We start from the raw sequence: 26,744 nt of genomic DNA on the forward strand, positions 1-26,744 counted from the left end.
GTGGAGTTTGCCTGTGGTATTCCTCATCTGCAAAAAGGCGAGCACTCTCTCAACGTGGGGCGCGGGGTTGATTGCTACTCGGTGATGCAACCGGTGGGGGTCTGCGCGGGGATCACCCCGTTCAATTTTCCTGCCATGGTGCCGCTGTGGATGTTTCCGGTCGCGCTTGCCTGCGGTAACTGCTTTATTCTCAAGCCCTCTGAAAAGAACCCGTCACTCTCTTTGCGAATGGCTGAGTTACTCAAAGAAGCGGGCCTACCAGATGGGGTCTTTAACGTCGTGAACGGCGATAAAGAGGTCGTCGATGTGCTGCTGACCGATCCTCGCATTGGCGCGGTCTCTTTTGTCGGCTCGACCCCTATCGCAGAGTACATCTATGCCACCGCCTCTGCTCATGGTAAGCGGGTGCAGGCGCTGGGCGGCGCCAAGAACCACATGGTGGTGATGCCGGATGCGGATCTTGATCAGGCGATAGAAGCCTTGATGGGGGCAGCTTATGGCGCGGCGGGTGAACGCTGCATGGCGGTCTCGGTTGCGGTGGTGGTGGGGGAGGCCACCGCCGATGCCTTGGTGGCCAAGCTGACACCACGGGTGGCGGCACTGCGAGTCGGCCCCGGTCTTGGCCACACGCCAGAGCATGAGATGGGGCCGCTGGTCAGCCAAGCGCACTTGGCCAAGGTACGTGGCTATGTGGATCAAGGGGTTGCGGAAGGGGCTAGGCTGCGGGTCGATGGCCGGACGCTGCAGCACGAGGGCGGATTCTTTATCGGTGGCTGTCTGTTTGACGAGGTGACCCCACAGATGCGGATTTACCGTGAGGAAATTTTCGGCCCAGTGCTGTCGATTGTGCGAGTGCCCGACTATGAGACTGCATTGCGCCTCATCAACGAGCACGAATATGGTAATGGCACCGCCATCTTTACCCGTGATGGTGATACCGCGCGGGACTTCACGACACGGGTGCAGGTCGGTATGGTAGGGGTGAACGTGCCTATTCCGGTGCCGATGGCTTTTCACAGCTTTGGTGGCTGGAAACGCTCAATCTTCGGGCCGCTTAACATGCACGGGCCGGACGGGGTACGCTTCTATACCAAGATGAAAACGGTGACCGCGCGTTGGCCGCAGAGTGCGCGCAGCGGGCCCGAGTTCGCGATGCCGACCATGAAGTGATCCCTCGGTTCACTATCATGGCTTAACCCTCGCCCCCGCCGCTCATGCTGATCGGCGGGGGCAATGTTGTGAAGGAACAACAGATGCGACTGGGAATTCTCGATTGTGATCGGCTCGACTCCGACCTAGCGGCGCGCTTTGGCCCTGTTTACTCCGAGATGTTTATCAGGGGTTTTGCGGCCCTCGCCCCCGAGCTGGAATTTCGGGTGTGGTCAGCTCTTGATGGTGAATTGCCAGAGCATTTAAATGAGTGCGACGCTTGGCTTATCACCGGTTCGCGCCACGATGCCTATAGCGATATTCCATGGATTGAAGCGCTGCGCGGTTGGATCCGCCAAGCACATGATGCCGATGTCAAACTGGCCGGTGTCTGTTTTGGCCATCAGGTCATTGCCCAGGCGTTGGGTGGCGAGGTAGTGAAGTCGACCAAGGGCTGGGGGTTGGGCGTGGCAGTGCATCCCATGCTAGCAAGCGATGATTGGATGCAGCCCGGGTTGGCGCAGATCCGTATTTTAGCCAGCCATCAGGATCAAGTGACTCAGTTGCCGCCGGGAGCAACCCGTTTGGCGGGCAATGATTTTTGTCCCAATTTTATGTTTTTACAGGGAAATCACATTGTTGCTATCCAAGGACATCCTGAGTTTACCGTGGAATACAATCGGGCTCTGATTGAACGACGGCGAGCCTTGCTGCCTGTCGAGCGTTACCAGAGCAGCCTCTCTTCGTTAGCGGGGGAGGTGGATTCAGCCACCATGATGCAGTGGCTGTTACAGTTTCTCGGCATTTTGCCTGTGCCTATTGATGAGGCCTTATCCTGATAGTCAGTGCGTCTGTCAAATGCTAAATTTTGTAACGAAATTAAGGATTAAGCGCTGCAATGTTGGGTTCAGGTGTTACACTGGCCACCCTCTGTGGTGGCCCGTTTATCTGGTTTGCATGCCCTATCTGCTCGAGCCAATGCTGTCTGAGCCACCGAGGTTGGAGCACACTAAGCCTGAGAGAGTGACCTCGTGAAACTACAGCAATTGAAGTATTTGATCGCGATCCGAGACCATAACCTGAATGTCTCGATGGCGTCCGATGCCCTCTATACCAGCCAGCCAGGGGTCAGTAAGCAAATCGGCCTGCTGGAGAGTGAGTTAGGGGTGCGGATCTTCGAGCGTCGTGGCAAACATCTGCACCGCATCACCCCCGTCGGCGAAGAGATCATCAAATGCGCCGAAGCGATGCTCAATATAGAGAGCAAGATCAAGGCGATTTCTCGCGAGTATCTCGATCCTACTGTGGGCACCCTAAATATCCATACGACCCACACCATTGCTCGCTATCTGTTGCCCAAGTCGGTCACCTACTTCACCAAGAAATACCCTAAAATCTCGTTCCACCTCCATCCGGTGATGTCGGCGAGTAAAGATCAAATCAGTAAGGGGTACTCCGATTTTTCTATCGTGGCTCATGAAATTGGTTTCGATAAAGAGCTGATTGCCCTGCCTGCTTACCTCTGGACTCTCTCGCTGGTGGTGCCGCAGGATCACCCGTTGGCTAAGGTCAGCAAGCCAACGCTGGCGCAGCTCTGCCAGTATCCGATCCTCAGTTACGAAAGCGGCGCCACCGGCCGTCAGGTGCAAGATGAGGTATTTCAAGCAGCGGGCCTGACGCCGAGCTACTACATGACGGTAATGGATGCAGGCGTGATCAAACGATATGTTGAGCTCGGTTTTGGCATCGGGATCATCGCTTCGCTAGTGGCCAACGACAACGATACGCCGGGGCTGGTCTCTATTAATCTGGAGCACCTGTTCAAACCCTGCCCAGCGCAGATCTGTTTTAGCAAGAGCATTCTGCTGCAAAACTACATGTATGACTTCATCAGCTCCTTCTCGCCCCACCTTACCAAAGAGGTGATTCAGAACGTGATGCAGCAGCCTAGCCAGGCGCGTATCGACGAGCTACTGGTTGGGGTAGAACTGCCGATTTATTGAGGTCTTCTGCTATTTTCGACGCAGCTGCGCAGCCTTGCGATACATGAGGGTGGCAGCTGGCCGTCGTCGCCATGGTTGCCCTCCTTTATCTTGCTGATGAAGCCGGGGGCCAGCTCTTTTCCCCTCAATGAGGCTTAACGGCGCGACAATCTCTCCGCTATTTTGCGATCAATCAAAGAAAGTGTCGATTTATGCGTCTCTGCATCGACACCCAGTGGGACTGCTTTTAACCTTGCCCTACCCAACGCTATTTAAGCGGCGGCCTGCAGTCGTCATCCTGTGGTGTTCCCGTCGCTTGGCTCAGTGTTGTCGCTCTGAATCCTGATTTGTCGTCATAGAGGCAAGTACGACCATGCAACTGACACGATTTACCGACTATGCCCTGCGTACCCTGACTTTTTTGGCTGTTCAGCCAGCTGATCGCCTGTCTACTATCACCGAAGTGGCCGACACGTTTGCCATTTCCCGTAACCACGTGGTGAAAGTGGTGCATCAGCTCGGTATCAAAGGATACATCGAGACAATACGTGGCAAGCATGGCGGGATAAGACTCGGGCGCTCAGCCGTGTCGATCAATTTGCGAGATGTCGTGATGGATATGGAGCATGTGCTGTGCCCAGTCGATTGCAAACGCGAGCAGTGCTGCCTGTCTGGTGGCTGTCGTATTCAGGGGATTTTGCGGCGCGCCATGAATGGTTTTTTGGAGGTGCTGGGTGAATATACCCTAGCGGATGCAGTACGAGACCCAACTCGTTTGTGTCATCTGCTAGGCATTGAGCACGAAGCGGTGGCCGCTTTATCGAATTGACCGTCATGGTCGGTGGGGCTGGGTCGGCCAAAAGCAGCTAGCTACCCGATATTTTTGCCGGTCAGCCGGAGAATCCTAGCCGTCAGGATCGCAAGGGCTGTCGCCCTTGTGTAAGCTAGGCGGGTCCTTTCTGGTGGTTGAAATAAACATATGTGGCTATTTCTCTGGCGGGCATCCCTGCTGTATATCTTCCCCCTGCTGATGTGGGGCTACTGTCGTATTCAAGGTATTGCGTTTGTCGAGCTCGATACTGGGGTCAACAGCCACAAGTGGCTGGTGCTGGCTGCTTACCTTGTGTACGTGCTGCTTTGGCTGCTGGCTAACCGCTACCTTGTGCTGTTCTTGCGCCAACGAGGCCGTAAATGATTGACCCGAGGCTGTGGGTCATCTTGTTGCCAGCCTTGTTGCTGCTGCTTGGTATCGGCTGGTTGATCGGGCGGCGCAACAGCACGGCGCAAGCGCAGGATCTGCTGCTCGTGCAAGAGCGCTATCAGGCGTTGCAAGAGCGTGTTGAGGAGCTGCAGCATGAGCGGATGCAGAGCCAGCAGAAGCTTGATCAGCAGCAGACCCTGCTCATCAAGCTCACCGCCCGTCTCAAGGATGCGGAAGCGACCCTGCGTAGTGAACGGTTGGCCGCTGCAGAAAAACTGCAATTGCAGCAGGAGACGGAGCGGCGCCTTAGTCAGCAGTTTGAAAACCTAGCCAATCGGATTTTCGAGAAAAACTCGGGCAACTTCCGTGAGTTAAATCAGAACAGTCTCGATCTGCTGCTCACTCCGCTCAAGGAGCAGCTGGAGGGCTTTCGCCGTCAGGTGGGGGAGACCCACGCCCAGGAGACGGCCCAGCGCCACAGCCTCAAGTTCGAGCTGGAGCGCCTTGCCGAGCTCAATGCCCGCATGACCGAAGAGGCTGCGGCGTTGACCCGCGCCCTCAAGGGGGACAGCAAGCAGCAGGGCAATTGGGGTGAAGTGGTGCTGGCGCGGATCCTGAGTGAATGCGGCCTGCGTGAGGGCCACGAGTACCACACCCAGGTCAATATCGAGGTGGATAAGGGCAAACGCTATCAGCCTGACGTGATCGTTCACCTGCCGCAGGAGAAGGACATCATCATCGACGCCAAGGTGTCGCTGACCGCCTACGAGCGCTGGTATAACAGCGATGACGAACTGGAGAGGGCGGTGGCGCTCAAGGAGCACGTCGCTTCGGTGCGCAACCACATCCGCGAGCTGGGCCGCAAGGATTACCAACAGCTGCCCGGGGTACGCACCCTCGACTATGTGCTGATGTTTGTGGCGGTGGAGCCCGCCTTCTTCACCGCGCTGGAGGCGGATCCCTCGCTGGTGCGTTATGGTCTTGACCACAACATCCTGCTGGTGAGCCCTACCAATCTTATGGTGGCGCTGCGTACCATCGAAAACCTGTGGCGCTACGAGCGGCAGAACCAGAATGCCCGCCAGATCGCCGAGCGGGCCGCTCGTCTCTACGAGAAGCTGCGGCTGTTTGTCGAGGAGATGCAGCAGATGGGTGGCAGCCTGCACAAGGCTCAGGAGAGCTACGACAAGGCGATGGGGCGGCTGGTCAATGGCCGTGGCAACCTGATCGCTCAGGTCGAGCGTTTCCGCGAGCTGGGGGTGGAGGTGACCAAGAGCTTGCCCGAACCGCTGGTGGAGCGGGCACAGGAGCGAGATCGCGCGCCATAGTTAAGCTGAACCAAGGCCCATGCTCGACACGGGCCTTGTCATGTTAGGGATGTTCGAACATCAAGAACAGGTAGACCACAAACAGTACCAGATGAGTGGCGCCGTGTAGTGCATGGGTACGGCCACTGCTAAAGGTGACTTTGCATACCATTAATGTGGTGATGAGGAGCACCATATCCGCGCTGGAAAGACCAAGGCGTACTTCTTGCCCAAGTATGGCGCCAATGAACAGCACTGAAGGGACCGTCAGTGCGATAGTGGCTAATACGGAACCAAAATAGAGATTCATGGCTCGTTGCAGCTGGTTATTGAATGCGGCTTTGATGGCGCCAACCGCTTCAGGTGCTAGCACGATAGAGGCGACGATAAAGCCACCGAGAGCGGCGGGGGCTGCCAACGCCTGTACACCATAATTAATTGGAATAGCTAGGGTTTTAGCCAGTAAGATCACCACAACCAGATATGCAAGCAGGAGCAAGGTGTGGTAGACGTTGCTCTGTAATGGACCATGATGTTCTGCTATGTCTTCATGGTCACTATCCACAAAAAAGTGGCTGTGGCTGCGGGTTTGGATTAGCAAGAAGACCCCGTAGAGGAGGATAGAGATAATAATCAACATCCACGACATGGCGCGAGACATCCCACCAATACTTCCCCCTTCGGTAAAATTGGGTAACACCAAGCACAGCAATGCCAGCGGTATGATGGCGACTAAATAAGATTTGACCCCATCGAGATTGAAATTTTGCGTGTGATAACGCCAGCCACCAAAGAGCAGCGTAAATCCTACCAGTCCATTAGTGACGAGCATCACGACGGCAAACATGGTGTCACGAGCCATCACCGGATTTGGCTCGCCGGTTAACATGACCGATGAGATCATCACCACCTCTAATGAGATGACCGACAGCGTCAAGATAAGGGTACCAAAAGGTTCACCCAGTTTGATGGCTAGGGCATCTGAGTGGCGGACGACCGAGAAAATAGCCCAAGTCACGATGGCTAATAGAGTCAATGCGACCGGTATATAGATCCCCAATGGGGTGCTCTCTGTGAGCAGTTCACTCCCCCACGTTTTGAAAAATAGCAAGCTGAGCAGGCCAATGGGCAGGGCAATCTCTTGCCGAATAAAGGAGATCATAGGCAGCGGTTCTCATCGTTGGGTGGGGGATAGATACCATGCACAACAGCTAAGCGCCATGGCGCAACGCCTTATGATAAAACGTGTTGGGTCATTAGTGGCTGATGATTTTGTTGCAAAATGTTAATGGTGGTTCAGTGCCGACCGACTCAGCTGCCTTGCTGTTTGAGCCAATGGAGCGCTTGGCTTAATGGCATGGGCTTAGCGTAAACATAACCTTGGAGCAGATATACCCCATTTTGATTCAGATACTTGACCTGCTCTTGAGTCTCGACCCCCTCGGCAATCATCTCCATCCCCGACTCTCGACCCGAGGCGATGATCGCATCCAATACGGTACGCTTGAGATCATCGGTACCGACGGTATCAACGAACATCTTATCGATTTTGATCTGGCGAATACCTAAGCGTTGTAGATAGGAAAAGCCACCGTAGCCGGTGCCAAAATCATCAAGTTTGAAGTGATAACCCTGTTGCTGTAATGCAGTGATCTCTCTCATCGCAGTATCAATCTTAGTGATCGGGCTACGCTCAGTTAACTCAAAATTGAGCCGTTCAGGAGAAGGCCAGTGGTGTTTTTGCAGCAGATGACGCAGTAATGGCTGTTCAATATGTGCAGCCACAATATTGACACTGACCCACAGCGTCGAAGGCAGTTTCTGAAGGTCGATGATGACTTGCTCTAGCACTTGTTCTGTTATCGGTAGGATCAAGCCCTGCTCTTCTGAATAGCGAATAAACACTGCAGGAGGAACATGATTCCCCATGCACTGCCAACGGAGCAGCGCCTCAAACCCCACCACGCGTTGATCACGGCTATCAATGATCGGTTGGTAGAACGGGGTAAATTCTTGTTGGGCTATGCCTGTTTGTAATAGGCCCTTTAGCGAGCGCCGATAATGCCGCCGCAGCAAGTAGCCAGTCAGCATCACGAGACCCAGTGCGCTACCAGCGTAAACCGCGTACTTATGAGCTTGTTGCTCCGCATGTCGCTGCAGCGCGATCCCCCCCCACAGGGTCTGTTTAAATTCACTACCTGGATGCTCAAATGTCAGGCTAAGGCTCTGATGGGACAATTCATGTTTAATATTTCGATCTCCCCTCGTTAAATAGGGGGTGTGCAGCTGGGGATCTTTGGGAATGAACTCTATAAAAAAGCAGTTAGCGCAGGCGTCTTTCAGCTGATGATGGACCCAACTGTTATTAAGCACCCAATAGATGGTATTGCCGCCGACTTGAAAGTAGGCAACCAGTTCCTGTTCGGTATGAAATCCGGCCGCCGTTGCGGTTAGTCCGTAATGGCGATCCTCTGCGGTGGTAGGAAAAGCGATAGCGGCAGCCGGTATGGCAGGCCCTAGGCTTGAACAACCCCCACCGGAGGCCAGTTCAATCCCTAACAAACGAAAATGGCTGTTATAAAAGCGTGGCTCTCGGAGCAGTGCCATATCCCCCTTACCGCAATCAAACGTCAATTTGGGGAGTTGTTCACGCAGGGCGGTATTCAGCTCGATTTGACGAGTTAACAACGCCTGCTGGATATCTTCCATCTTCTGCTCTAGCAGGTAATGGGCGAGCGGCCTGCCGAGTAGCTGACTGAGCGGAAGTGCTACCAATATGGGGATTAGCAGCAGAAGCAGACAATTCAACAGGGGAGCAGAGCGATGCACAGAACACCCACCAACTCAAATACAAATAGGAGATTCGTCTTAGGACAGTAGCAGGGTTGATAAGAACCTGCGAACCGATAACTGAACCGCTTTAGTGTCTACCCGCTATACAAAGCATCCAAGCTGGCAGGTTATTCTGTCTACTTTGGGGCATTCCACAGTAGAGGTTATTGCCTTTGTTCCTCACTGCGGCCGTCGCGGCCAGCACCCGATAGAGCGACTCATACTATAGCGTTGCAAACGCCTGCTATTTAGTGAGTAAGGCTAATCGGTGATGGTGAGCGCAGTGTGTTGTTGCAACACTGGCTATGGCCAGCATTCTGTCGCAGGTCCCCTAAGCATCAACGGCGTGCCTATTGCTCAACGACCTATCTGGGATTGGGCAGTGATGAGCGTTTTATTTCGGCCTCATTATGAGGGCGAAATAATACCAAAAGTAAATTTTGTGACGAATGTTTTATTTTTTGACGGTAACCGGAAACCCAAAAGAGTGATTTTTGTCACAAAAAAATAGCATTGAGACACAATTTCGTGCTGTTTTCGCCAAATCCGGAATGATTAATGTGATTGAGATCACCACTTATAGTGGGGGATAAGGGGGTAAACCGAGATTAAGATCACAAGATGCCCCGTTTTCAGCCCAATTCGATCGCAAACTGGTAGATTGAAGTTGCTTAGACGACTGGGATGGCGGTTCTGCAAAACCAACCATGCCAACTACCACTTTTAATCAAACAGGCTTAAAACGGGGTCCCGACATGTTATCACCGGATACCAAAGTCAAGATACAGAATTTTGGACGCTTCCTGTCCAATATGGTCATGCCCAACATAGGCGCCTTTATCGCCTGGGGCTTCATTACCGCCCTCTTCATCCCCACCGGCTGGCTACCCAATGAAACCTTGGCCAAGCTGGTCGGCCCCATGATCACCTACCTGCTGCCGCTGCTGATTGGCTACACCGGCGGCAAACTGATGGGCGGTGAGCGCGGCGGCGTGGTCGGTGCCATCACCACCATGGGTGTCATCGTGGGAACCGATATCCCCATGTTCATGGGCGCCATGATGGTCGGCCCGCTCGGTGGCTGGGTCATCAAGCGCTTCGACAAAGTGATGGAAGGGCGCGTCAAGAGCGGCTTCGAGATGCTGGTCAACAACTTCTCCGCCGGGCTTATCGGCATGCTGCTGGCGATCCTCGCTTTCTTCGTGATTGGTCCCTTCGTCAAGGTGCTCTCCGGCGTGCTGGCCGGTGGCGTCGGCTTCCTGGTGGAAAACCACATGCTGCCGCTCACCTCCATCTTTGTCGAACCGGCCAAGATCCTGTTCCTCAACAACGCCATCAACCACGGCATCTTCTCGCCGCTGGGGATCCAGCAGGCGACCGAGCACGGCAGCTCCATCTTCTTCCTGATTGAAGCAAACCCGGGCCCGGGCATGGGCGTGCTGCTGGCCTACATGGTGTTCGGTCGTGGTGCGGCCAAGCAGTCTGCGGCTGGCGCCTCCATCATTCACTTCTTCGGCGGCATCCACGAGATCTACTTTCCGTATGTGCTGATGAACCCGCGCCTCATTCTGGCGGTGATCGCCGGCGGCATGACCGGGGTCTTTACCCTGACCCTGTTCAACGCCGGTCTGGTCTCCCCCGCGTCGCCGGGCTCCATTTTCGCCGTGCTGCTGATGACACCGAAAGCCTCCCTGATCGGGGTCGCCCTCTCCATCATCAGCGCTACTCTGGTCTCCTTCCTGGTCGCCGCCGTGTTCGTGCGTGCCCAGCAGCCGGAAGCCGACGAGGCCGATGCCCTTGGTGAAGCCACCCGTAAGATGAAAGCCATGAAGGGCGGCAAGCCCGAAACCGCAGCGGCCAAGAAGCCGGGCGGCGAGCTGATGGCAGTGCGCAATATTGTGGTCGCCTGCGATGCGGGGATGGGTTCCAGCGCCATGGGCGCCGGCCTGCTGCGCAAGCGGGTACAGGCCGCTGGCCTCGACATCAGCGTCACCAACCGCGCCATCGATCAGCTCGACGATCAGGTGGACTGGGTCATCACCCACAAGGATCTGACCGAGCGGGCCCGTCGCCATGCGCCGAATGCTCACCATATCTCGCTCACCAACTTCCTCGACAACGGTCTCTATCAGGAGCTGGTTCAAAGCCTGACCCGCGCCGCCAACGATGACGTCGCCAACCCGCAACTGCTGGTGGCGGCTAACGACGACAGCTACGAGCCGCAAGCAGCCGAGGTCTTTATCCTGAGCCGTCATGACGTGCATCTGGGGCTGAAAGCGGATAACAAGGAGGCCGCCATCCTGACCGCAGGCCGACTGCTGGCAGAGCGTGGCTACGTGGCGCCCGACTACGTCAACGCCATGCTGGAGCGCGAGCAGCTGGTCTCCACCTACCTCGGCGAGTCCATCGCCGTGCCCCACGGCACCATCGCCGCCAAGAAGTTCGTGAAGCGTACCGGTATCGTCATCTGCCAGTACCCGGCCGGAGTCGCCTTTGGCGAGGCCGCCGATGAGGTGGCGCGGCTGGTGATCGGCATCGCCGCGTGCAACGACGAACACATGCAGGTGATAACCCGCCTGACCAATGCACTGGATGAACCCGGTCTCATCGACCGGCTGGCCAGCACCACGGATCCCCAAGCCTTCCTGGATCTGCTGGGTGCCGAACAGGCTGCGTAATCATCTTTCATCGTCTTTGGTTCAAGAGGTTAATATCATGAAAACATTGCATTTTGGTGCTGGTAACATCGGTCGCGGCTTTATCGGCAAACTGCTGGCAGATGCCAGCCATCAGGTCACTTTCGCCGACGTCAACGACACTCTTATCGATCAGCTCAACCACCGTCAGGAGTACAAGGTCCATGTGGTGGGGGCGGATCAGAAGCTGGACGTGGTGCGCAACGTGGCGGCGGTCAGTTCCGCCGGTCACGAGGTGATCGCCCGTATCATCACCGCCGATCTGGTCACCACGGCAGTAGGCCCCAACATTCTGGACAAGATTGCCAGCACCCTGGCCAAGGGGCTGCAAGCCCGCTTCGATGCCGGCAACCTGACCCCGCTCAACGTCATCGCCTGCGAAAACATGGTGCGCGGCACCAGCCACCTCAAGCAGGAGGTACTCAAGTACCTGCCAGTCGCGTATCATGCCACGCTCGAATCCTGTATCGGCTTCGTCGACTCGGCGGTGGATCGCATCGTGCCGCCCGCCGTGGCTGCCAACGATGATCCGCTGGAAGTGACGGTAGAGAGCTTCAGCGAGTGGATCGTCGACCAGACCCAGTTCAAGGGGGAGCTGCCACAGGTGGCGGGCATGGAGCCCACCGACAACCTGATGGCCTTCGTCGAGCGCAAGCTGTTCACCCTCAACACCGGCCACATCGTCACCGCCTATCTCGGCAAGTTGCGGGGCTACCGCACAGTGCGCGAGGCGATCGAGGATCCGGTGATCCGCAGCAAGGTGCGCTGCGCCATGGAGGAGAGCGGTGCCGTGCTGGTAAAACGCTACGGTTTCGATCCGCGTCTGCACGCCGCCTATATCGAGAAGATCCTCTCCCGCTTCGCCAACCCCTATCTGGTGGACGAGATTGACCGGGTCGGTCGTCAGCCGCTGCGCAAACTGGCGGCGGGAGATCGGCTGGTGAAGCCGCTGCTCGGCACCCTGGAATACGGCCTGCCAAACGAGCAGTTGCAGGAGGGGATCGCTGCAGCGCTCCACTATCGCAATGCCGATGACCCGCAGGCGGTGGAGCTGCAAGCCCTGCTGGCGGAGCTGGGCCCGGCCAAAGCGCTGGCACACGTCACCGGACTGGATGAAGAGAGCGAGGTGGTTCGCGCCATCGTCGCCCGTTACGAAACCCTGTAATGACCCTGCTTGCGGCGCATTCAGCCACCACTGAGAGCGCGCCAAGCGCTTGAATGGCAAGGGAATATGCCCCATATGATAAAAACCGGGAGAGAGGCCCGCTCTCTCCCTGTCAGCTGGACCCAATGCACCTATGACCACACACCAGGAAGATGAAGTACTGGAACGACTGAACGAGCAGGATGGCCCCCGCGGCTTCTTTCTCGAAGCCGTGACCATCCTGGAAGAGGCGGTCGACTCCCTGATGCGACGCGCGTTTCGTCAGGAGGAGTATGCCGTCAAATACGCCATCGAACCCCTGCTCAACCAGAGCGGCCCCCTCGGCCAGCTAGAGGTGCGCCTCAAGCTCATCTTCGCCCTCGGCCTCATCTCCGTCGAGCGCTATCAGGATATCGAAGCCTCTATCAAGATCCGTGACTTTCTGGTGCGCGACCCCAAGGATTACCGCTTCAGCGACAAGCCAGTCCGCGATCTGCTCGACCGCCTGCACGGGGTTAATCTGGGCGGCATGATGAAGCTGGAGCCCCCTGCCAGCGAAGAGGATTGGGCCTGCTACCAGATGCAGCTCAATCGGCTCGAGCAGATGGTGCGATCCGCTCTGGTGCTGGCGCTGGCCGACTGTGTCGGCGAGCTCCACAAGGAGAGCCCCATCTAACGCGGGTCGGTGGTGTGTGTTGCCTCAACTCACCAACGCTAAGGCACCATCGCACGCCAGCACCCGTGTGCAACGCCCAGCAGTGACCATGATGTCCAACCCCCTATCGATTAGCCTCACGCCATCCTGCTTGGCTAATCCAACGCCTAGCTATCAGCGACAAGCCAGCTTGAGTGTGGTAGGCTCGCCCGCTGGCAATTGTGAATGGTCATGCACGGCCTGCCATGCCAGTTGAATAAAAATGAAGCTATTGACTATCAAAGCGATGCCTTCTCTATTTCCGAATATGCAATGTCAACTCGATGAAAGCTGTCGTAAAATGCATGCTTTGAGCCAACCCTCTCTATTACGGATTGCACGAGTCTTTCACATGACAAAATGGTCTCTGGGATACCGCTATCCTATCGCCCTGACTATCAGCTTGGTTCCCGCACTGACCTCTACCATGGCACAGGCGGCCCCATTCAATCCGCCGCCAGCTACCGGTATTCTCGATAGCCTCTGCTATGACTACGTACCCAAAGTGGAAGCGTCAGCACCCGATGCCAATGCTGCCCCTATCGAAGTGGGTGCTAAGCGTTTGGAAGCAAGCCAAGGTGGAACGGCCACTTATGAAGGGGATGTGAAGGTACGCCAAGGGGTGCGTAAATTTGATTCCGACTATGCGCAGCTTGATCAAAAGAGCCGTGATGTGATTGCCATTGGCAACATCTATTACAATGACGGCCAAGTCACGGTGACCAGTGACAAGACCCTCAAGTCTAACCTCAAGACCAAAGACTCCGAGCTAGAAGAGGGGCGCTATCAGGTACATGGTTCACCGGTGCGTGGCTCTGCCGAGCGGGTCACCATGACCAACAATAATCAGAACATTACCTTGGAAGGCGCCCAATACACCACGTGTCCCCCCGGTCAGGAAGTGTGGACCCTCAAAGCAGGCAGTATCGACATCGACCAAAAAGAGATCTTTGGTGAGGCATGGAACGCCAGCCTGTGGCTCTATGACTATCCGGTGTTTTATTTCCCCTATATCAACTTTCCGATTAAAGATGAGCGTAAAACCGGCCTGCTTTATCCCGGGTATCAACAAAGTTCCAGCAATGGCATGGAGATTTTCCAGCCCTTTTACTGGAATATTGCCCCCAATTACGATGCCACCATCACGTCTCGGTTCATGGACCGCCGTGGGTTGATGGAGCAGGTGGAGTTCCGCTATATGCCGGACCCCGCCCATGTCGGCACCTTCTACCTTGAGAATCTGGCCAACGATAAGCAATTTGATGCGGGTAATCCCAGTTTCAACAACCCGGGGACAGGTTCACCCTATCTGTCAGATGGTCATCGCTACCTAGTAAACTTGCGCCATGGCTCGACGTTGCTGGACGGCGCACTGCGCTTTGGCATCGACTACACCCATGTGCGCGACAACGATTACAACTATTTCAACGATTTTAGCCCCACGGTAGGCACGCAAGTCGATAGCCAGTTACAGCAATCACTGACCGCAGGTTACTACCAAACGGACTGGAACCTCAGCGCTGAGATGCGTCGTTACCAGATCTTAAGCCCATACGCCTTGCTGCCCCATCAGATGTTGCCGCGCATCAACTACAACTTCTATCAGCAAGGTAACTGGTTTGATCTGGCTTGGCATGGCGAGCTGATCAAGTTTGGTTATGACAGTGCGAATGCAACGCGGTTTCAGCAAGGGGAGCGCTACACGGCCACCCGCTTACATATGACCCCCATTCTAACGGTGCCGCTAGTAGACACGCCCGCTTACTATCTCACCAGCCAATACAAGTTGATGGCGACCACCTACAACCAAGAGGTACCCACCAATTTGGTGAGAACCGATGAAGTGCGTTTTACCGACCAAGGTAGTGGTCGTTTATCCCTCAAAGAGGGCACCATTAATCGGGTTTTACCTTCGTTTCGGTTAAAAGGTGGCGTCAATTTTGATCGCGCGGTGGGTTGGTATGATGGTAAAGGAACTCAGACCCTTGAGCCTGAGTTTCAATATCTCTACATTCCTTATAAAAATCAGGATGATATTGGTATTTATGACGCCACCACTACCCGTCAAGACTACTACAGCCTGTTCAGCGATCGCCGTTTTGCCGGTCTTGATCGGATCAGTGATGCGAATCGAGTGACCTTAGGGTTAACCAGCCGAGTTTACGACAATGTGGGCGATGAACGGTTACGGCTGGCGTTGGCACAAGCCTTTGAGGTAACCCCACCAAAGACTCGTTTATACCCTTCTGACTCTGCCAATACTAACTCGCGTTCTTTGCTCTCGTTTGAAGGGGATACCCGTATTACGGATCAGTGGTTTGCTCATGCGGGCACTCAATTCGATACCGCTGCAGGCTCTTTTAGTTCAGGCAATGGCGCGGTGGAGTATCGGAAGGATAAGCTGATTACCCAGCTGAATTACCGCTATATCGAGGATGGCAATCTGGATTATCGCAATCCAACTAACGTTGCCTTGGCACAAAACCTCAGCCAAGCAGGCTTGGTGATGATGGCGCCGTTGGCCGATCAGTGGCTGATGTACGCGGGGTATTATCGCGATATCAGACAAGATGTGAACATCGACCGTAAAGTCGGTGTCAAATATGACTCCTGCTGCTGGAGCATTAACCTAAGCCTAGAGTGGCATAACCAGCCAGACAACGTCACGTTGGCCCCCACTTCTGAGAAGATCATTGGCTTGCAGTTTGAGATGAAAGGGCTTGGCAGCGTGGGGACCGGTGGCCGTAACGTCACATTGGATACCGAGCTGTTACCCTATGTTCGCCCGTTTAATCTGAAAGACCAGTAATGACACTGGTTCAGCCTTGAGAGATGGATATGAAAAAGACCCTGATTGCCCTGCTGACGGCGGGAATGTTCGGTGCCATGAGCCACGCAGCGATGGCCGCACCGGAGTTGATGGACAAGGTATTAGCGGTGGTCAACAAGGATGTCGTGCTGGCCAGCCAGCAGGACGCCTTGGTCAACAAAGTCAAACTCTCTGCTCAGCAAAGCGGTCAATCGCTCCCAGACGATGCCACTTTGCGCAGGCAAGCACTGGATCGCCTGATCCAAGAGAGCCTGCAACTGCAGCTGGCTGACCGTCAAGGCCTAAAAATCAGTGATAACCAACTAGAGCAAGCCATTCAGGGGATTGCTGCGGATAACCGGATGACGGTAGAGCAGTTAAGAGCTCAATTAGCCAGTGAAGGGCTGACCTATGCCCAATACCGCGAAGAGATCCGCCGCGAAATCTTGATGAATGAAGTGCGCCGCAATCAGGTTCGTCGCCGCATCAATATCTCTGAGCAGGAGGTAAAACAGGTGGTCGAACTGCTGCAAAAGCAGGGACAACAGCAGAACGAGTACCACATTGGTCATATTCAAATCTCACTGCCTGACAATCCCAATGCCGCTCAACTGAATGAAGCCAAAGCTAAAATTGAGCGCATCCTTGCTGCCTTGAAGCAAGGTGCAGACTTTCGTCAGCTGGCCATTGCCGAGAGTAATGGTCCGAAAGCGCTGGAAGGGGGGGATTGGGGCTGGATGAGCCCGCAAGAGATGCCAACCCTGATGGCGGAGGCCGTACAAGGCGCCAATAAAGATGACATTATTGGTCCGCTGCGCTCTGGGGCTGGCTTGCACATCATCAAGGTATTCGATACCAAGGGCCAGCAGCAGGTGATGCAAACCGAGGTCAAGGCGCGCCACATTTTGATCAAACCCTCCATCATCCTCAGCGAAGATAAAGCCAAGGGGATGCTGGATGGCATTTTGCAAGAGATCAAGAGTGGCAAGGCCAGCTTTGCCAGCATGGCGGAGAAACACTCGGAAGATCCCGGTTCAGCGGTGCAGGGGGGTGAGCTGGGTTGGTCTGACCCCAACGCCTATGTGCCGGAGTTTCGCGACATGGTCAATCGTCTGCAACCGGGTCAGATCAGTGCCCCGTTCCGCACCACTCACGGTTGGCACATTGTCCAGTTAGAAGATCGCCGTAGCCAAGATGCCACCGACAAGGCCCAAGAGCAGCGCGCTTACCAGCTGATCTACAACCGCCGCTTTGTGGAAGAGTCGCAAACATGGCTAGATGAGCTGCGTGACGAGGCCTACATCCAGATCGAAGGAGCAGGTAGCTAATGAGCTGCCGTCGCCTTGCCATCACCCCGGGCGAACCGGCTGGGATCGGCCCGGATCTGGTGCTGCAAATTGCCCAGCAGGATTGGCCACACCAGTTGGTGGTGATCGCAGACCCAGTGCTGCTGCGCGAGCGTGCCGCCCTGCTGGGGCTCACCATTGCACTGGAGCCCTATGATGCTAAGGCGCCAGCCTATCCGCAGCGAGCGGGCACCCTCACCCTCTGTCCAGTCACGCTCGGCGCCCCCGTGGTGCCCGGTGAGCTCAATGAAGGCAATGGCGCCTATGTGCTGGCAACCCTGCAACGGGCCTGTGACGGTAACCTCAGTGGCGAATTTGCTGCCGTGGTGACCGGGCCGGTGCATAAGGGGATCATCAATCAGGCCGGTGTCTCGTTCAGCGGCCACACCGAGTTCTTTGCCCAGCAGTCGGGCACTGCCGATGTGGTGATGCTGCTGGCCACCGAGGGGCTGCGGGTCGCGCTGGCGACCACTCACATCCCGCTGGCCTATGTGGCGATGGCTATCACCGAGGATCGCTTGGGCAAAGTGATCCGTATTTTGAATGCGGATCTGCGTACTAAGTTTGCGATTGCCCAGCCTCGCATTTACGTTTGTGGCCTCAATCCCCATGCCGGGGAAGGGGGGCATCTTGGACGCGAGGAGCTTGACGTCATCGAGCCAGCCCTCGCCGCGTTACGGCAAGAGGGGATCGATCTAGTAGGCCCGTTACCGGCTGATACCCTGTTTCAGGAAAAATACCTCAAGGATGCGGATGCGGTACTGGCCATGTACCACGACCAGGGGCTGCCGGTGCTCAAATACAAGGGTTTCGGTCGTTCGGTCAATATTACCCTGGGGCTTCCCTTTATCCGCACTTCGGTGGATCACGGCACCGCACTGGATCTGGCTGGCCAGGGCCTCGCTGATCCGGGCAGCTTGTTCACCGCGATTAACCACGCCATCCAGATGGTAGAGAAAAAAAGACATGAGCAGTAAGGCACAAAACAGCAAGGTGCATATGGGCCACACGGCCCGTAAGCGTTTCGGACAGAACTTCTTGCATGATCGCTATGTGATCGACCAAATCGTCGCGGCGATCAATCCGCAGCCAGGACAAAATCTGGTTGAAATCGGCCCAGGTCTGGCCGCATTGACCGAGCCGGTCGCATCGCAGATGGACAAAATGACCGTGGTCGAGCTGGATCGTGATCTGGCCGCACGCCTGCGTGAGCACCCGACCCTCAAGGATAAACTGACCGTCATCGAAGCGGATGCCATGCGCTTTGACTTTGGCACCCTAATGGGCGAGGGCAAAGGCCCACTGCGGATCTTCGGCAACCTGCCTTACAACATCTCTACCCCGCTGATTTTTCACCTGTGCGAGTTTGCCGATCGAGTCGACGACATGCACTTTATGCTACAAAAAGAGGTGGTATTGCGGCTGGCGGCGGGGCCGGGTAGCAAAGCCTATGGCCGTTTGAGCGTGATGACTCAGTACTACTGCCAAGTTGTCCCTGTGCTGGAAGTGGGGCCGGGGGCTTTCAAACCCGCGCCGAAAGTGGATTCCGCCGTGGTGCGTTTGATCCCGCACAAGAACCCGACCCTCGTTGCCAAAGATATTCGTTGCCTAAACCGGGTCTGCACCGAAGGCTTTGGCCAACGTCGCAAAACCATCCGTAATAGCTTTGCCAACTTTATTACCGATGCGCAGCTCACGGCGCTTGGCATTGATGGCAACTTGCGTCCAGAGAACCTCTCTCTTGCTCAGTTCGTGCTGATTGCGAACTGGTTGGCAGATCAACAGCAGGCTTGATGGTGGTGTCATCCCGGCAAATCCTCATCCGAGCATACCCCAGCTATATGACGGGCTCCCAAAATCCATACCTGTTTCACTATCTGATTGAGATTGAGAATCTGGGACCGGGGTCAGTACAGCTGCTGCGTCGGCGCTGGCTCATTACCGATGCCAACGGCAAGATGCTGGAAGTTGAAGGACCCGGTGTGCTGGGCGAGCAGCCTGTCATTGCGCCAGGAGAGACCTTTCGCTACCAAAGTGGTGTGCCATTGGCTACCCCGCTCGGGGTGATGGAAGGGTGTTATATCCTGCAACATGAGTCAGGCCAGCAGTTTGAGGCACCTATCGCCCCCTTCACACTGGCCATTCCCAATATTATCAACTGAGGTTTCATGGCGAACTGTTTTGTCGGTGACATCCAGGGCTGTTACGACGACCTGCGCCGTCTGCTCGATCTTGCCGAGTTCAACCCTGAACACGACCAACTCTGGCTCTGTGGCGATTTGGTCGCGCGCGGCCCAGATTCGTTGAATACGTTGCGTTTTATTAAAGGGTTAGGGGATCGCGCCGTCACGGTGCTTGGTAACCACGATCTGCACCTATTAGCGGTTGCCGACGGGGTTGCCCCACTGAAAAAGAAAGATCGGTTGCAGGCGCTAATGGATGCGCCAGATCGAGATGAGCTGTTGGAGTGGCTGCGCCATCGCCCACTTCTGGCGGAGCACCCTGAACTGCCCATCATGATGATCCATGCTGGCATTTCACCCGCGTGGGACGCCCGCACTGCCCGCAATTGCGCCCGTGAGGTAGAGAGCCTGCTGCGCAGTGATCAATACAGCTGGCTGCTCCATAACATGTATGGCGATCAACCTGATGGCTGGCGCGATGATTTGATGGGCATTGAGCGTTACCGCTACATCATCAACACCTTCACCCGAATGCGTTTCTGTTATTTCGATGGTCGGCTTGATTTTAAATGCAAAAAGAGCCCAAAAGAGTCGACCCCAGGGTTGCGACCTTGGTTCGAACAACGGGAGCACCATCGAGGTGATCCTATCTTGGTGTTCGGTCACTGGGCAGCATTGATGGGAAATACGGGGCGTAGCGACATCAAGGGGCTCGACACCGGCTGCGTCTGGGGTAATAGCCTCACCCTGTGGCGTTTCGAGGATGATGCCCTGATCGCCACCCCTTGCCCCACTTATGCCTGCTAGATAGAGCGTCGTGATTGAGCGGTTTACCCCGCTCCGCAAATAAAGAGGCCCAGCAAAGTGCTGGGCCTCTTTATTTGCGTACGGTTAACAGCCTATCCCATGAACGCTATTTTACTTGCTAGCGTGATCCTACGTCGTGCTCGCCAGCGTGATCAATCCGCGGGTCGTTCCCCCAGATATTGCACAAACCGTAGCAGATAACCGTCAGGGTCTTGCAGCAAGCATTCACGCTGCCCAGCCAGCATCTCGCCCACTGGATACCAGACCTCAGTGGGCTGCCGGAAAAGTGCAATCTCGGCGGCCTGCAAGCGGTCTAGTAGCGGCTGGATCTCGGTCAGCTCCATCTGCAGATTGATTCCCCGGCCGAACGGTGGCTCCAGCGCCCCGACCTGCCAACCCGCCGGATGTACCTGCTCCAGCATCAGTTGTACCTGTTGCTGCTCAAGATAAGCAAAAGGAGGGTCATCGCGCTGATAGCGGACCGAGAAGCCCAACAAACCGGTATAGAAAACCAGAGATCGAGCCAGATCGGTAACCGACAGCTCCGGTACCATGGGATTCCAATACACCTCATCCACCGCAACAGTTGGCTTCGTCATGGCTTACAGGCTCTGCATCAGCTCGGCGGCAATCTCGAAAGAGCGCAGCCGGGCCTGATGATCGACGATAGGGCCGTTGAACATCAGCTCATCGGCACGGGTTTGCGCCAGTAGCGTCTTGAGACCGTGACGAACCTGATCCGGGTCACCCACCAGAGAGCGGGCAAGGGTCTGCTCCATTGCCATCAGCTCACGGGGTGCCCACTCATCGCCAAGCTGGACGACCGGCGCGGGCAGTTTGCCCGCATCACCGCGATGCAGCCGCAAGAACTGCTGCTGCACGGTGGTAAACTGGAAGCGGGCCTCCCGCTCGCTGTCGGCGACGATCATGTTGATGCAGACCACCGCATAGGGCTTGGGCCAGTGAGCGGAGGGGCGATACTGGCTGCGGTAGATCTCCAGCGCTTGCAGCAACATGGCAGGGGCGAAATGGGAGGCAAAGCCGAACGGCAAGCCCATTGCTGCCGCCAGTTGTGCACTGTAGAGGCTGGAGCCGAGCAGCCAGATGGGCAGATGTAGCCCCTGACCGGGCACCGCCTGCACCGCGCCGATCTCGTCGCCAAAGTAGCTCATCAGCTCGCGCACATCGGCCGGGAAATCATCCACCTCGCCACTGCGCATACGCCGCAGCGCCCGCATGGTGCGCTGATCGGTCCCGGGCGCCCGGCCAAGGCCCAGGTCGATGCGGTCGGGATAGAGAGAAGCTAACGTGCCAAACTGCTCGGCAATCACCAGCGGCGAGTGGTTCGGCAACATGATGCCACCGGCCCCGATCCGCAGAGTGGTGGTGGCTTCGGCCAGATGGCCGATCAGCACCGAGGTGGCGGCACTGGCAATGCCCGGCATGTTGTGATGCTCGGCCAGCCAGTAGCGCTGGTAACCCCAGCCCTCGGCATGGCGGGCAAGATCCCGCGAACGGCGAAACGACTCGGCAGGCACAGAACCTTCGGCAACAGGCACCAAATCGAGCACGGAATAGGGGATGGCAGACATAAAGACGCTCCATTGCATCACCATTTGCTAACAGAGGAGCACTCTATCATGGGGGCAGGCGCTCGGAATATCCCGATTTTTCAATGGGGTAGAGCTCGGGTTAAAGGGTTTCAAATGTAACAAGGCCACCCCGCAAGCGGGATGGCCTTGTTCAGTATGACGGCGTGATCAGAACAGCAAGTGGGCAACCCCCGCGATAACCGGCAAGGTGACCAGCGTGCGCAGCAGGAAGATCACGAACAGTTCCCACAGTTTGACTGGGATCTTGCTGCCCAGTAGCAGGGCGCCCACTTCCGACATATAGATCAGCTGGGTCACCGACATGGCGGCAATCACAAAACGGGTCATCTCGCTCTCGATGGTCGAGGCCAGCACCGCAGGGATAAACATATCGGCAAAGCCGACCATGATGGTCTTGGCTGCAGCGTCGGCTTCAGGCAGTTGCAGCAGCTCCAGCAAGGGAACAAAGGGGGCACCTAGCCAGTTGAACACGGGAGTGTGTTCGGCCAACATCAAGGCGCAGGTACCAATTGCCATTACCACCGGCAATACGCCAAATACCATATCCAGCGCATTTTTTACCCCTTCGCGGGCGACTGCACCCAAATCAGTCATGGTATCGGCTTTGGCCAGTGCGCGCTGATAGCCATAGCTCAGCACACTGTGCTGGTCTGGCACCGCTTCTTGCTGGCGACACAGGGGGGTGCCATCGAGATAGACATCTTGCTTCCAACTCAGGGGGGGCAAACGTGGCACCACGATAGCGGCGACTACGCCAGCTAGGCAGACGGTCAGGTAGAAGGGAACAAACATGTGCTCCAGTTTGACCTGAGAGATCACCACCAGACAGAAGGTGATGGAGACCGCCGAGAAGGTGGTGCCGATCACCGCAGCTTCCCGCTGGGTGTAAAACTTGCCTTCATACTGCTTGCTGGTCAGCAGGATGCCGACACTGCCATCCCCCAGCCAGGAGGCAAAACAGTCAACCGCAGAGCGTCCGGGTAACTGAAACACGGGCCGCATGATCCGCGTCATCATGGTGCCGACAAACTCCAGCAGGCCAAAATCGAGTAACAAAGGCAGCAGCAGACCGGCAAAAATAAACACCGAAAACAGCACTGGCAGCAGGTCATTGAGCACTAACCCCCCGGTGGCGCCCGAAAACAGCGCTTCAGGCCCGACCCGAAAGAAGGTCAGCAGCACGAAAAAGCCGCCCAACACCCGCACGCAGGCCCAAAAAGGGGAGACATTAAACAGGCTATTGAGGAAAGGGCGGCGAACGAGCAGCGCGGGCTTGAACAGCCAAGCCACCAGCGTCATCAGCATGGTGGTGGTAATGATGGCGGTGACGGCGGCGACCAAATAGTCGGCAAACACCACTTGCACTAACTTGGCCAACACGGCGACGGGAATGGTGATATTGCCGTCATAGAGTACTGGAGTCATAAACAACAAGATCCCGATCAGAGACGGGACCAAGAACATCAACAGGTTACGGCGGGTATGCACCGCAGGTGTGGCCAGACTTTTTTCCAACATGATGTAACAGCCTTAACATGACATTTCCCAACCCGGTCAACCTGCATATTCATGCCGATGCCCGTCTAAACGGGCGCAAGAATACGCTAAAAAAATGCACAGGCAAGCCTTTGCTTGATAATTCTGTGCATAAATATCGATATAGGCTAACCCGCTAATATCAGCATCAAGGCCAGTGTAATAGGGGGATTTAGCCGTGCTTTTCAGCGATTCATGTTAGTGCGATAGACAGCGGTATGCGTGGCAAGCATTGGCCAGCACGGGGCAAACGATCGGGCATTACGCCGCCATTGCGCGTGAGTAAAAAGCCAGCGGGTTGCTAATACCTGCCGTTACAGCAGGTCTTTCATCCGATACCAGAGCATCCCCAATGCCAGCAGGGGCGAGCGCAGGGTGGGGCCTCCTGGGAAGGTGAGGTGAGGCACTTGGTTGAACAGATCAAAGCCCCGGCTCTCGCCGACGATCGCCTCTGCGACTAACTTGCCAGCTAGGTGAGTGGCGTTGAGGCCATGGCCGGAGTAAGCCTGGGCATACAGCACATTCGGATGGGCGGCGAGGCGGCCAATTTGTGGCAAGCGGTTGGCACCAATGCCAATCATGCCGCCCCATTGAAATTCGATGGCTGTGTGTGCCAATTCGGGAAATACCCGCAGCAGCTTGGGCAACATAAAGGCTTTAATGTCTTTGGGATCGCGCCCCGAGTAGTTACAGGCGCCGCCAAACAGCAGGCGACCATCGGCAGAGAGCCGATAGTAGTCGAGCGCTACATTCTGGTCGCACACCGCCATGTTTTGCGGCAATAGGCGCTGACGTAGTCGCCTATCGAGTACCTCTGTCGCCAAGATATAGGAGCCAGCCGGTAGCACCTTGCCGCCAAGCTCGGGATTGAGATCATTGAGATGGGCATTACAGCCGATCACCAGATAGTCGCAGCTAACCCGACCATGGGCGGTGGTGACATCCACCTGTTTGCCATAGTTGATGTGGGTGACCTGGGAGTGCTCGAACAGCGCCACACCAAGACTGGCTGCTGCTCGGGCTTCTCCCAGTGCCAGATTGAGGGGATGCAGGTGGCCGGAGCCCATGTCGATCAACCCGCCGAGGTAGCGATCCGAACCGACCACGGTATGGATATCCTCCCGCGCGACTTGCCTCAGTTCATGCTGATAGCCAAGGTGTGTTAGATGGGTGAGTTCAGTCTCGAAGTCGGCCAGATGGCGGGGGCGGGTCGCCAGGTCGCAATAACCCCACGTAAGGTCACAATCGATCTGAAAGCGCTCGATCCGCTCGCGCACCAGTTGCACCGCCTCGATCCCCATCAGATCCAGTTCACGGACTCCCTGCTCGCCTATCCAGCGCGCAAACTGAGCGGTGTCGTGACCAATGCCTCGAATCAGCTGGCCGCCATTGCGGCCCGAGGCGCCCCAACCGATGCGGTTGGCCTCCAACACGATCACCCGATAACCCGCATCGGCTAGATTGATGGCGCAGTTAAGGCCAGTAAAGCCGCCGCCGATGATACACACATCGGCGCGCAGTTCGCCGCTCAGGGCAGGCCATTGCTGTAAGTCGTTACGGGTCGCCGCGTAATATGAGGCGGTGTGCTCTTGACGGGCTTGCTGCTTTTGGGTTGGCATCCTCAGCATCCTACGTTGGTGGCAAATGTGTCTCGATAATACCCAGCTCACCCGTGGCGCACCAGCCGTCACGGTTGTGCCTCATCTGCTGCGGGCCTGCCAAGTCAACGGCGGTGCATGTCTTAAGTAAAAAGCCCCGCTTGCAAAGCAAGCGGGGCTTTTGGTCGGGATAAGCGTGGCCACTTAACCCTGAGCTATCGATAACGGTTAGCTGTTGCTCTGACCACTGGCGGCGGTCAGCCCTTGGTTGACTTCAACCAGATCTTGCTGCTCCAACACCCCTGCCGCCTGTTTTAGGCTAAGAATGCTGAGAATGTAGTTGTAGCGTGCTTCCGAGAGTTTTTGTTTGGCATCATAGAGCTTGCGGGTGGAGTCCAACACATCGACGATAGTGCGGGTGCCCACTTCATAACCCGCCTCGGTGGCTTTGAGTGCGCTGTCGGCGGAGATCACTGATTGGCTGTAGGCGCGTACTGAGCCAATGTTGGCATTCACGTTATTGTAAGAGGAACGAACGGCGCTTTGCACCGAGCGAAAGCTTTTTTCCAACTGCTCGCTGGCGGCCACATAGTTGAACTGTGACTGCTTGACCCGTGAGCTGGTGGCACCACCGCTGTAGAGCGGCAGTCTTAAATTCAGACCAATGTTGCCTTGGTTGGCATTGCTCTCTAGCCCATTATCATTTTTGTAATCGGTGTTACTGGTCGATAAGCCGGCCCCCAGATCCAGGGTCGGCTCGTGGCCGGTCTTGGCCAGATCGATCTGCTCTTTGGCGATATCTTTAGCGATGCGAGCACTGTGCAGCTGCAGGTTTTTATCCAGCGCCAGCTCCAACCACTTGTCGGAACCAAACGTGGTCTTTTGCGGGCTGAAGCGGTCGGTATTCAAAATATCCAGCTGACGATGGTCGATGCCAGTGAGTTCGCGCAGCAGCTCATAACTGTTATCTAGGGTGTTTTCGGCATTGATTTCATCGGCCAGCGCTTGATCCCGCGAAGCTTCCGCTTCATGAACATCGGTGATAGCGGTCAAGCCCACTTCAAAGCGCTGTTGGGTTTGCTCCAACTGCCGCTCTACGGCCACTTTATTGGCACGGACAAACGCCAAGGTGTCCATCGCTTTGAGCACGTTGAAATAAGCCTGAGCACTGCGCAGCATTAAGCTCTGTTGTTCAAGGTTGTAGGTCACATCTGATTGAGTGGCCTGTTTCTCGGTAATATCCAGATTGAGCCAGTTACTGCGGCGGTAAATGGACTGATCTAACGAGAGGTTACCGCTGGCCGTGGTGCCCGTTTGCGTGTCATTTTTATTGGCAAGATAGTTCAGGCCCGCGCCCAGATTGATCTGGGGCAGCAAGGCGGCACGCGACTCATTGATCTTCTCAAACGCTTGATCACGAACGGCCTTGGCTTGCTGCAACTGTGGGTCTTTAAGCTGAGCCTGTTGATAAATTTCAAGCAGGTTTTCGGCTTGGCTATGTGTGCTGACGCCCACTAACACGAGGACGGACAAAAGAGTTCTGTTCATAGATCGTTTTAACCTTATGTAGTGACCCAACATATTGTTACAAAATGAAGAGGGCAAGTATTGTCACCGACCAAGCTTGATTGCAGCTTAATCGCGCTACTATAAGAAAAATTTACCGCTAAGAGTCTCTGGTGATGCAAGAGGAAGGTCAAGAACTAGGTGCAGTTTTCTCCCTCTCTGCCTAGCTAAATGGCCACTGGCTGCTAAAATCCCCCCCTTGTTATCAGCTGGTGCCCAGTCACATCACGTGCCAGTCGGTGTTTCTTCGCGTTGACTATCTCGCTGCGTCAAGGCCAACA

General features: G+C 55.9%; 22 protein-coding genes. 15 read left to right on the forward strand and 7 right to left on the reverse strand.

Annotation, left to right across the window (positions count from 1 at the left end; genetic code table 11):
- From CUC53_RS04020 to rmuC, 6 genes are all read left to right on the forward strand, one after another.
- Positions 1 to 1,170: CoA-acylating methylmalonate-semialdehyde dehydrogenase (locus tag CUC53_RS04020; protein WP_100292957.1), on the forward strand; the 1,170-nt coding region annotated here is incomplete at its 5' end.
- Positions 1,171 to 1,253: 83 nt separating this feature from the next.
- Positions 1,254 to 1,988, forward strand: coding sequence for a glutamine amidotransferase-related protein (locus CUC53_RS04025; protein ID WP_100292958.1), 735 nt, complete (start codon positions 1,254 to 1,256; stop codon positions 1,986 to 1,988).
- 192 nt (positions 1,989 to 2,180) lie between these two features.
- Entirely contained in the window at positions 2,181 to 3,152 is a 972-nt protein-coding gene (locus tag CUC53_RS04030; protein WP_100292959.1) for a LysR substrate-binding domain-containing protein, read from the forward strand.
- Between the two features lie 352 nt (positions 3,153 to 3,504).
- On the forward strand, positions 3,505 to 3,960 hold the full coding sequence (locus tag CUC53_RS04035) for an Rrf2 family transcriptional regulator (RefSeq protein WP_100292960.1): 456 nt from the start codon (positions 3,505 to 3,507) through the stop codon (positions 3,958 to 3,960).
- Between the two features lie 150 nt (positions 3,961 to 4,110).
- The gene (locus CUC53_RS04040) at positions 4,111 to 4,326 is read left to right on the forward strand and encodes a hypothetical protein (RefSeq protein WP_100292961.1); all 216 of its coding nucleotides are present in this window, start codon (positions 4,111 to 4,113) and stop codon (positions 4,324 to 4,326) included.
- Complete coding sequence (gene rmuC / locus CUC53_RS04045) at positions 4,323 to 5,660, forward strand: DNA recombination protein RmuC (RefSeq protein ID WP_100292962.1); 1,338 nt, start codon at positions 4,323 to 4,325, stop codon at positions 5,658 to 5,660. The genes CUC53_RS04040 and rmuC overlap by 4 nt, the downstream gene beginning before the upstream one ends.
- Positions 5,661 to 5,703: 43 nt before the next feature.
- Here rmuC and CUC53_RS04050 read toward each other — a convergent pair whose 3' ends face one another.
- Together CUC53_RS04050 and CUC53_RS04055 are read right to left on the reverse strand one after the other, a co-directional pair.
- Positions 5,704 to 6,801 (reverse strand): calcium:cation antiporter, encoded by a 1,098-nt coding sequence (locus tag CUC53_RS04050; protein WP_100292963.1) that lies wholly within the window; start codon positions 6,799 to 6,801, stop codon positions 5,704 to 5,706.
- Positions 6,802 to 6,950: 149 nt separating this feature from the next.
- A complete protein-coding gene (locus CUC53_RS04055; protein WP_100292964.1) occupies positions 6,951 to 8,468 on the reverse strand; it encodes an EAL domain-containing protein in 1,518 nt (505 codons plus the stop codon).
- A 758-nt stretch (positions 8,469 to 9,226) separates the two neighbouring features.
- Between CUC53_RS04055 and CUC53_RS04060 the strand changes: the two genes are divergently transcribed.
- The 9 genes from CUC53_RS04060 to CUC53_RS04100 all read left to right on the forward strand — a co-directional run bounded on the left by CUC53_RS04060 (position 9,227) and on the right by CUC53_RS04100 (position 20,150).
- Entirely contained in the window at positions 9,227 to 11,149 is a 1,923-nt protein-coding gene (locus CUC53_RS04060) for a PTS mannitol transporter subunit IICBA (protein ID WP_100292965.1), read from the forward strand.
- A gap of 37 nt (positions 11,150 to 11,186) precedes the next feature.
- Complete coding sequence (locus CUC53_RS04065; RefSeq protein WP_167386682.1) at positions 11,187 to 12,332, forward strand: mannitol-1-phosphate 5-dehydrogenase; 1,146 nt, start codon at positions 11,187 to 11,189, stop codon at positions 12,330 to 12,332.
- Positions 12,333 to 12,465: 133 nt separating this feature from the next.
- Positions 12,466 to 12,987: an MltR family transcriptional regulator gene (locus CUC53_RS04070; protein WP_100292967.1), complete on the forward strand. Its 522-nt coding sequence runs from the start codon at positions 12,466 to 12,468 to the stop codon at positions 12,985 to 12,987.
- A gap of 370 nt (positions 12,988 to 13,357) precedes the next feature.
- A complete protein-coding gene (gene lptD / locus CUC53_RS04075) occupies positions 13,358 to 15,814 on the forward strand; it encodes an LPS assembly protein LptD (protein WP_100292968.1) in 2,457 nt (818 codons plus the stop codon).
- A 29-nt stretch (positions 15,815 to 15,843) separates the two neighbouring features.
- On the forward strand, positions 15,844 to 17,142 hold the full coding sequence (gene surA, locus CUC53_RS04080; RefSeq protein WP_100292969.1) for a peptidylprolyl isomerase SurA: 1,299 nt from the start codon (positions 15,844 to 15,846) through the stop codon (positions 17,140 to 17,142).
- Complete coding sequence (pdxA, locus tag CUC53_RS04085) at positions 17,142 to 18,137, forward strand: 4-hydroxythreonine-4-phosphate dehydrogenase PdxA (RefSeq protein WP_100292970.1); 996 nt, start codon at positions 17,142 to 17,144, stop codon at positions 18,135 to 18,137. The genes surA and pdxA overlap by 1 nt, the downstream gene beginning before the upstream one ends.
- Complete coding sequence (gene rsmA / locus CUC53_RS04090) at positions 18,127 to 18,954, forward strand: 16S rRNA (adenine(1518)-N(6)/adenine(1519)-N(6))-dimethyltransferase RsmA (protein ID WP_100292971.1); 828 nt, start codon at positions 18,127 to 18,129, stop codon at positions 18,952 to 18,954. Before pdxA ends, rsmA begins: the two co-directional genes overlap by 11 nt.
- The gene (gene apaG / locus CUC53_RS04095; protein WP_420808040.1) at positions 18,954 to 19,322 is read left to right on the forward strand and encodes a Co2+/Mg2+ efflux protein ApaG; all 369 of its coding nucleotides are present in this window, start codon (positions 18,954 to 18,956) and stop codon (positions 19,320 to 19,322) included. Before rsmA ends, apaG begins: the two co-directional genes overlap by 1 nt.
- 6 nt (positions 19,323 to 19,328) lie before the next feature.
- The gene (locus CUC53_RS04100) at positions 19,329 to 20,150 is read left to right on the forward strand and encodes a symmetrical bis(5'-nucleosyl)-tetraphosphatase (RefSeq protein ID WP_100292972.1); all 822 of its coding nucleotides are present in this window, start codon (positions 19,329 to 19,331) and stop codon (positions 20,148 to 20,150) included.
- Between the two features lie 152 nt (positions 20,151 to 20,302).
- Here CUC53_RS04100 and CUC53_RS04105 read toward each other — a convergent pair whose 3' ends face one another.
- The 5 genes from CUC53_RS04105 to tolC all read right to left on the reverse strand — a co-directional run bounded on the left by CUC53_RS04105 (position 20,303) and on the right by tolC (position 26,445).
- Entirely contained in the window at positions 20,303 to 20,749 is a 447-nt protein-coding gene (locus CUC53_RS04105) for a bleomycin resistance protein (protein ID WP_201796714.1), read from the reverse strand.
- Positions 20,750 to 20,752: 3 nt separating this feature from the next.
- Positions 20,753 to 21,742 carry a luciferase-like monooxygenase gene (locus tag CUC53_RS04110; protein WP_100292973.1) on the reverse strand — a complete coding sequence of 330 codons (990 nt, stop codon included), beginning with the start codon at positions 21,740 to 21,742 and terminating at the stop codon, positions 20,753 to 20,755.
- A 168-nt stretch (positions 21,743 to 21,910) separates the two neighbouring features.
- Positions 21,911 to 23,281, reverse strand: coding sequence for a YjiH family protein (locus CUC53_RS04115; RefSeq protein ID WP_100292974.1), 1,371 nt, complete (start codon positions 23,279 to 23,281; stop codon positions 21,911 to 21,913).
- Positions 23,282 to 23,613: 332 nt separating this feature from the next.
- The gene (locus tag CUC53_RS04120; RefSeq protein ID WP_100292975.1) at positions 23,614 to 24,918 is read right to left on the reverse strand and encodes an NAD(P)/FAD-dependent oxidoreductase; all 1,305 of its coding nucleotides are present in this window, start codon (positions 24,916 to 24,918) and stop codon (positions 23,614 to 23,616) included.
- A gap of 207 nt (positions 24,919 to 25,125) precedes the next feature.
- Complete coding sequence (gene tolC, locus CUC53_RS04125; RefSeq protein ID WP_100292976.1) at positions 25,126 to 26,445, reverse strand: outer membrane channel protein TolC; 1,320 nt, start codon at positions 26,443 to 26,445, stop codon at positions 25,126 to 25,128.
- Between the last annotated feature and the right edge of the window lie 299 nt (positions 26,446 to 26,744).

The sequence above is a fragment of the Aeromonas cavernicola genome (assembly GCF_002795305.1).
Taxonomy (GTDB): Bacteria; Pseudomonadota; Gammaproteobacteria; order Enterobacterales; family Aeromonadaceae; genus Aeromonas; species Aeromonas cavernicola.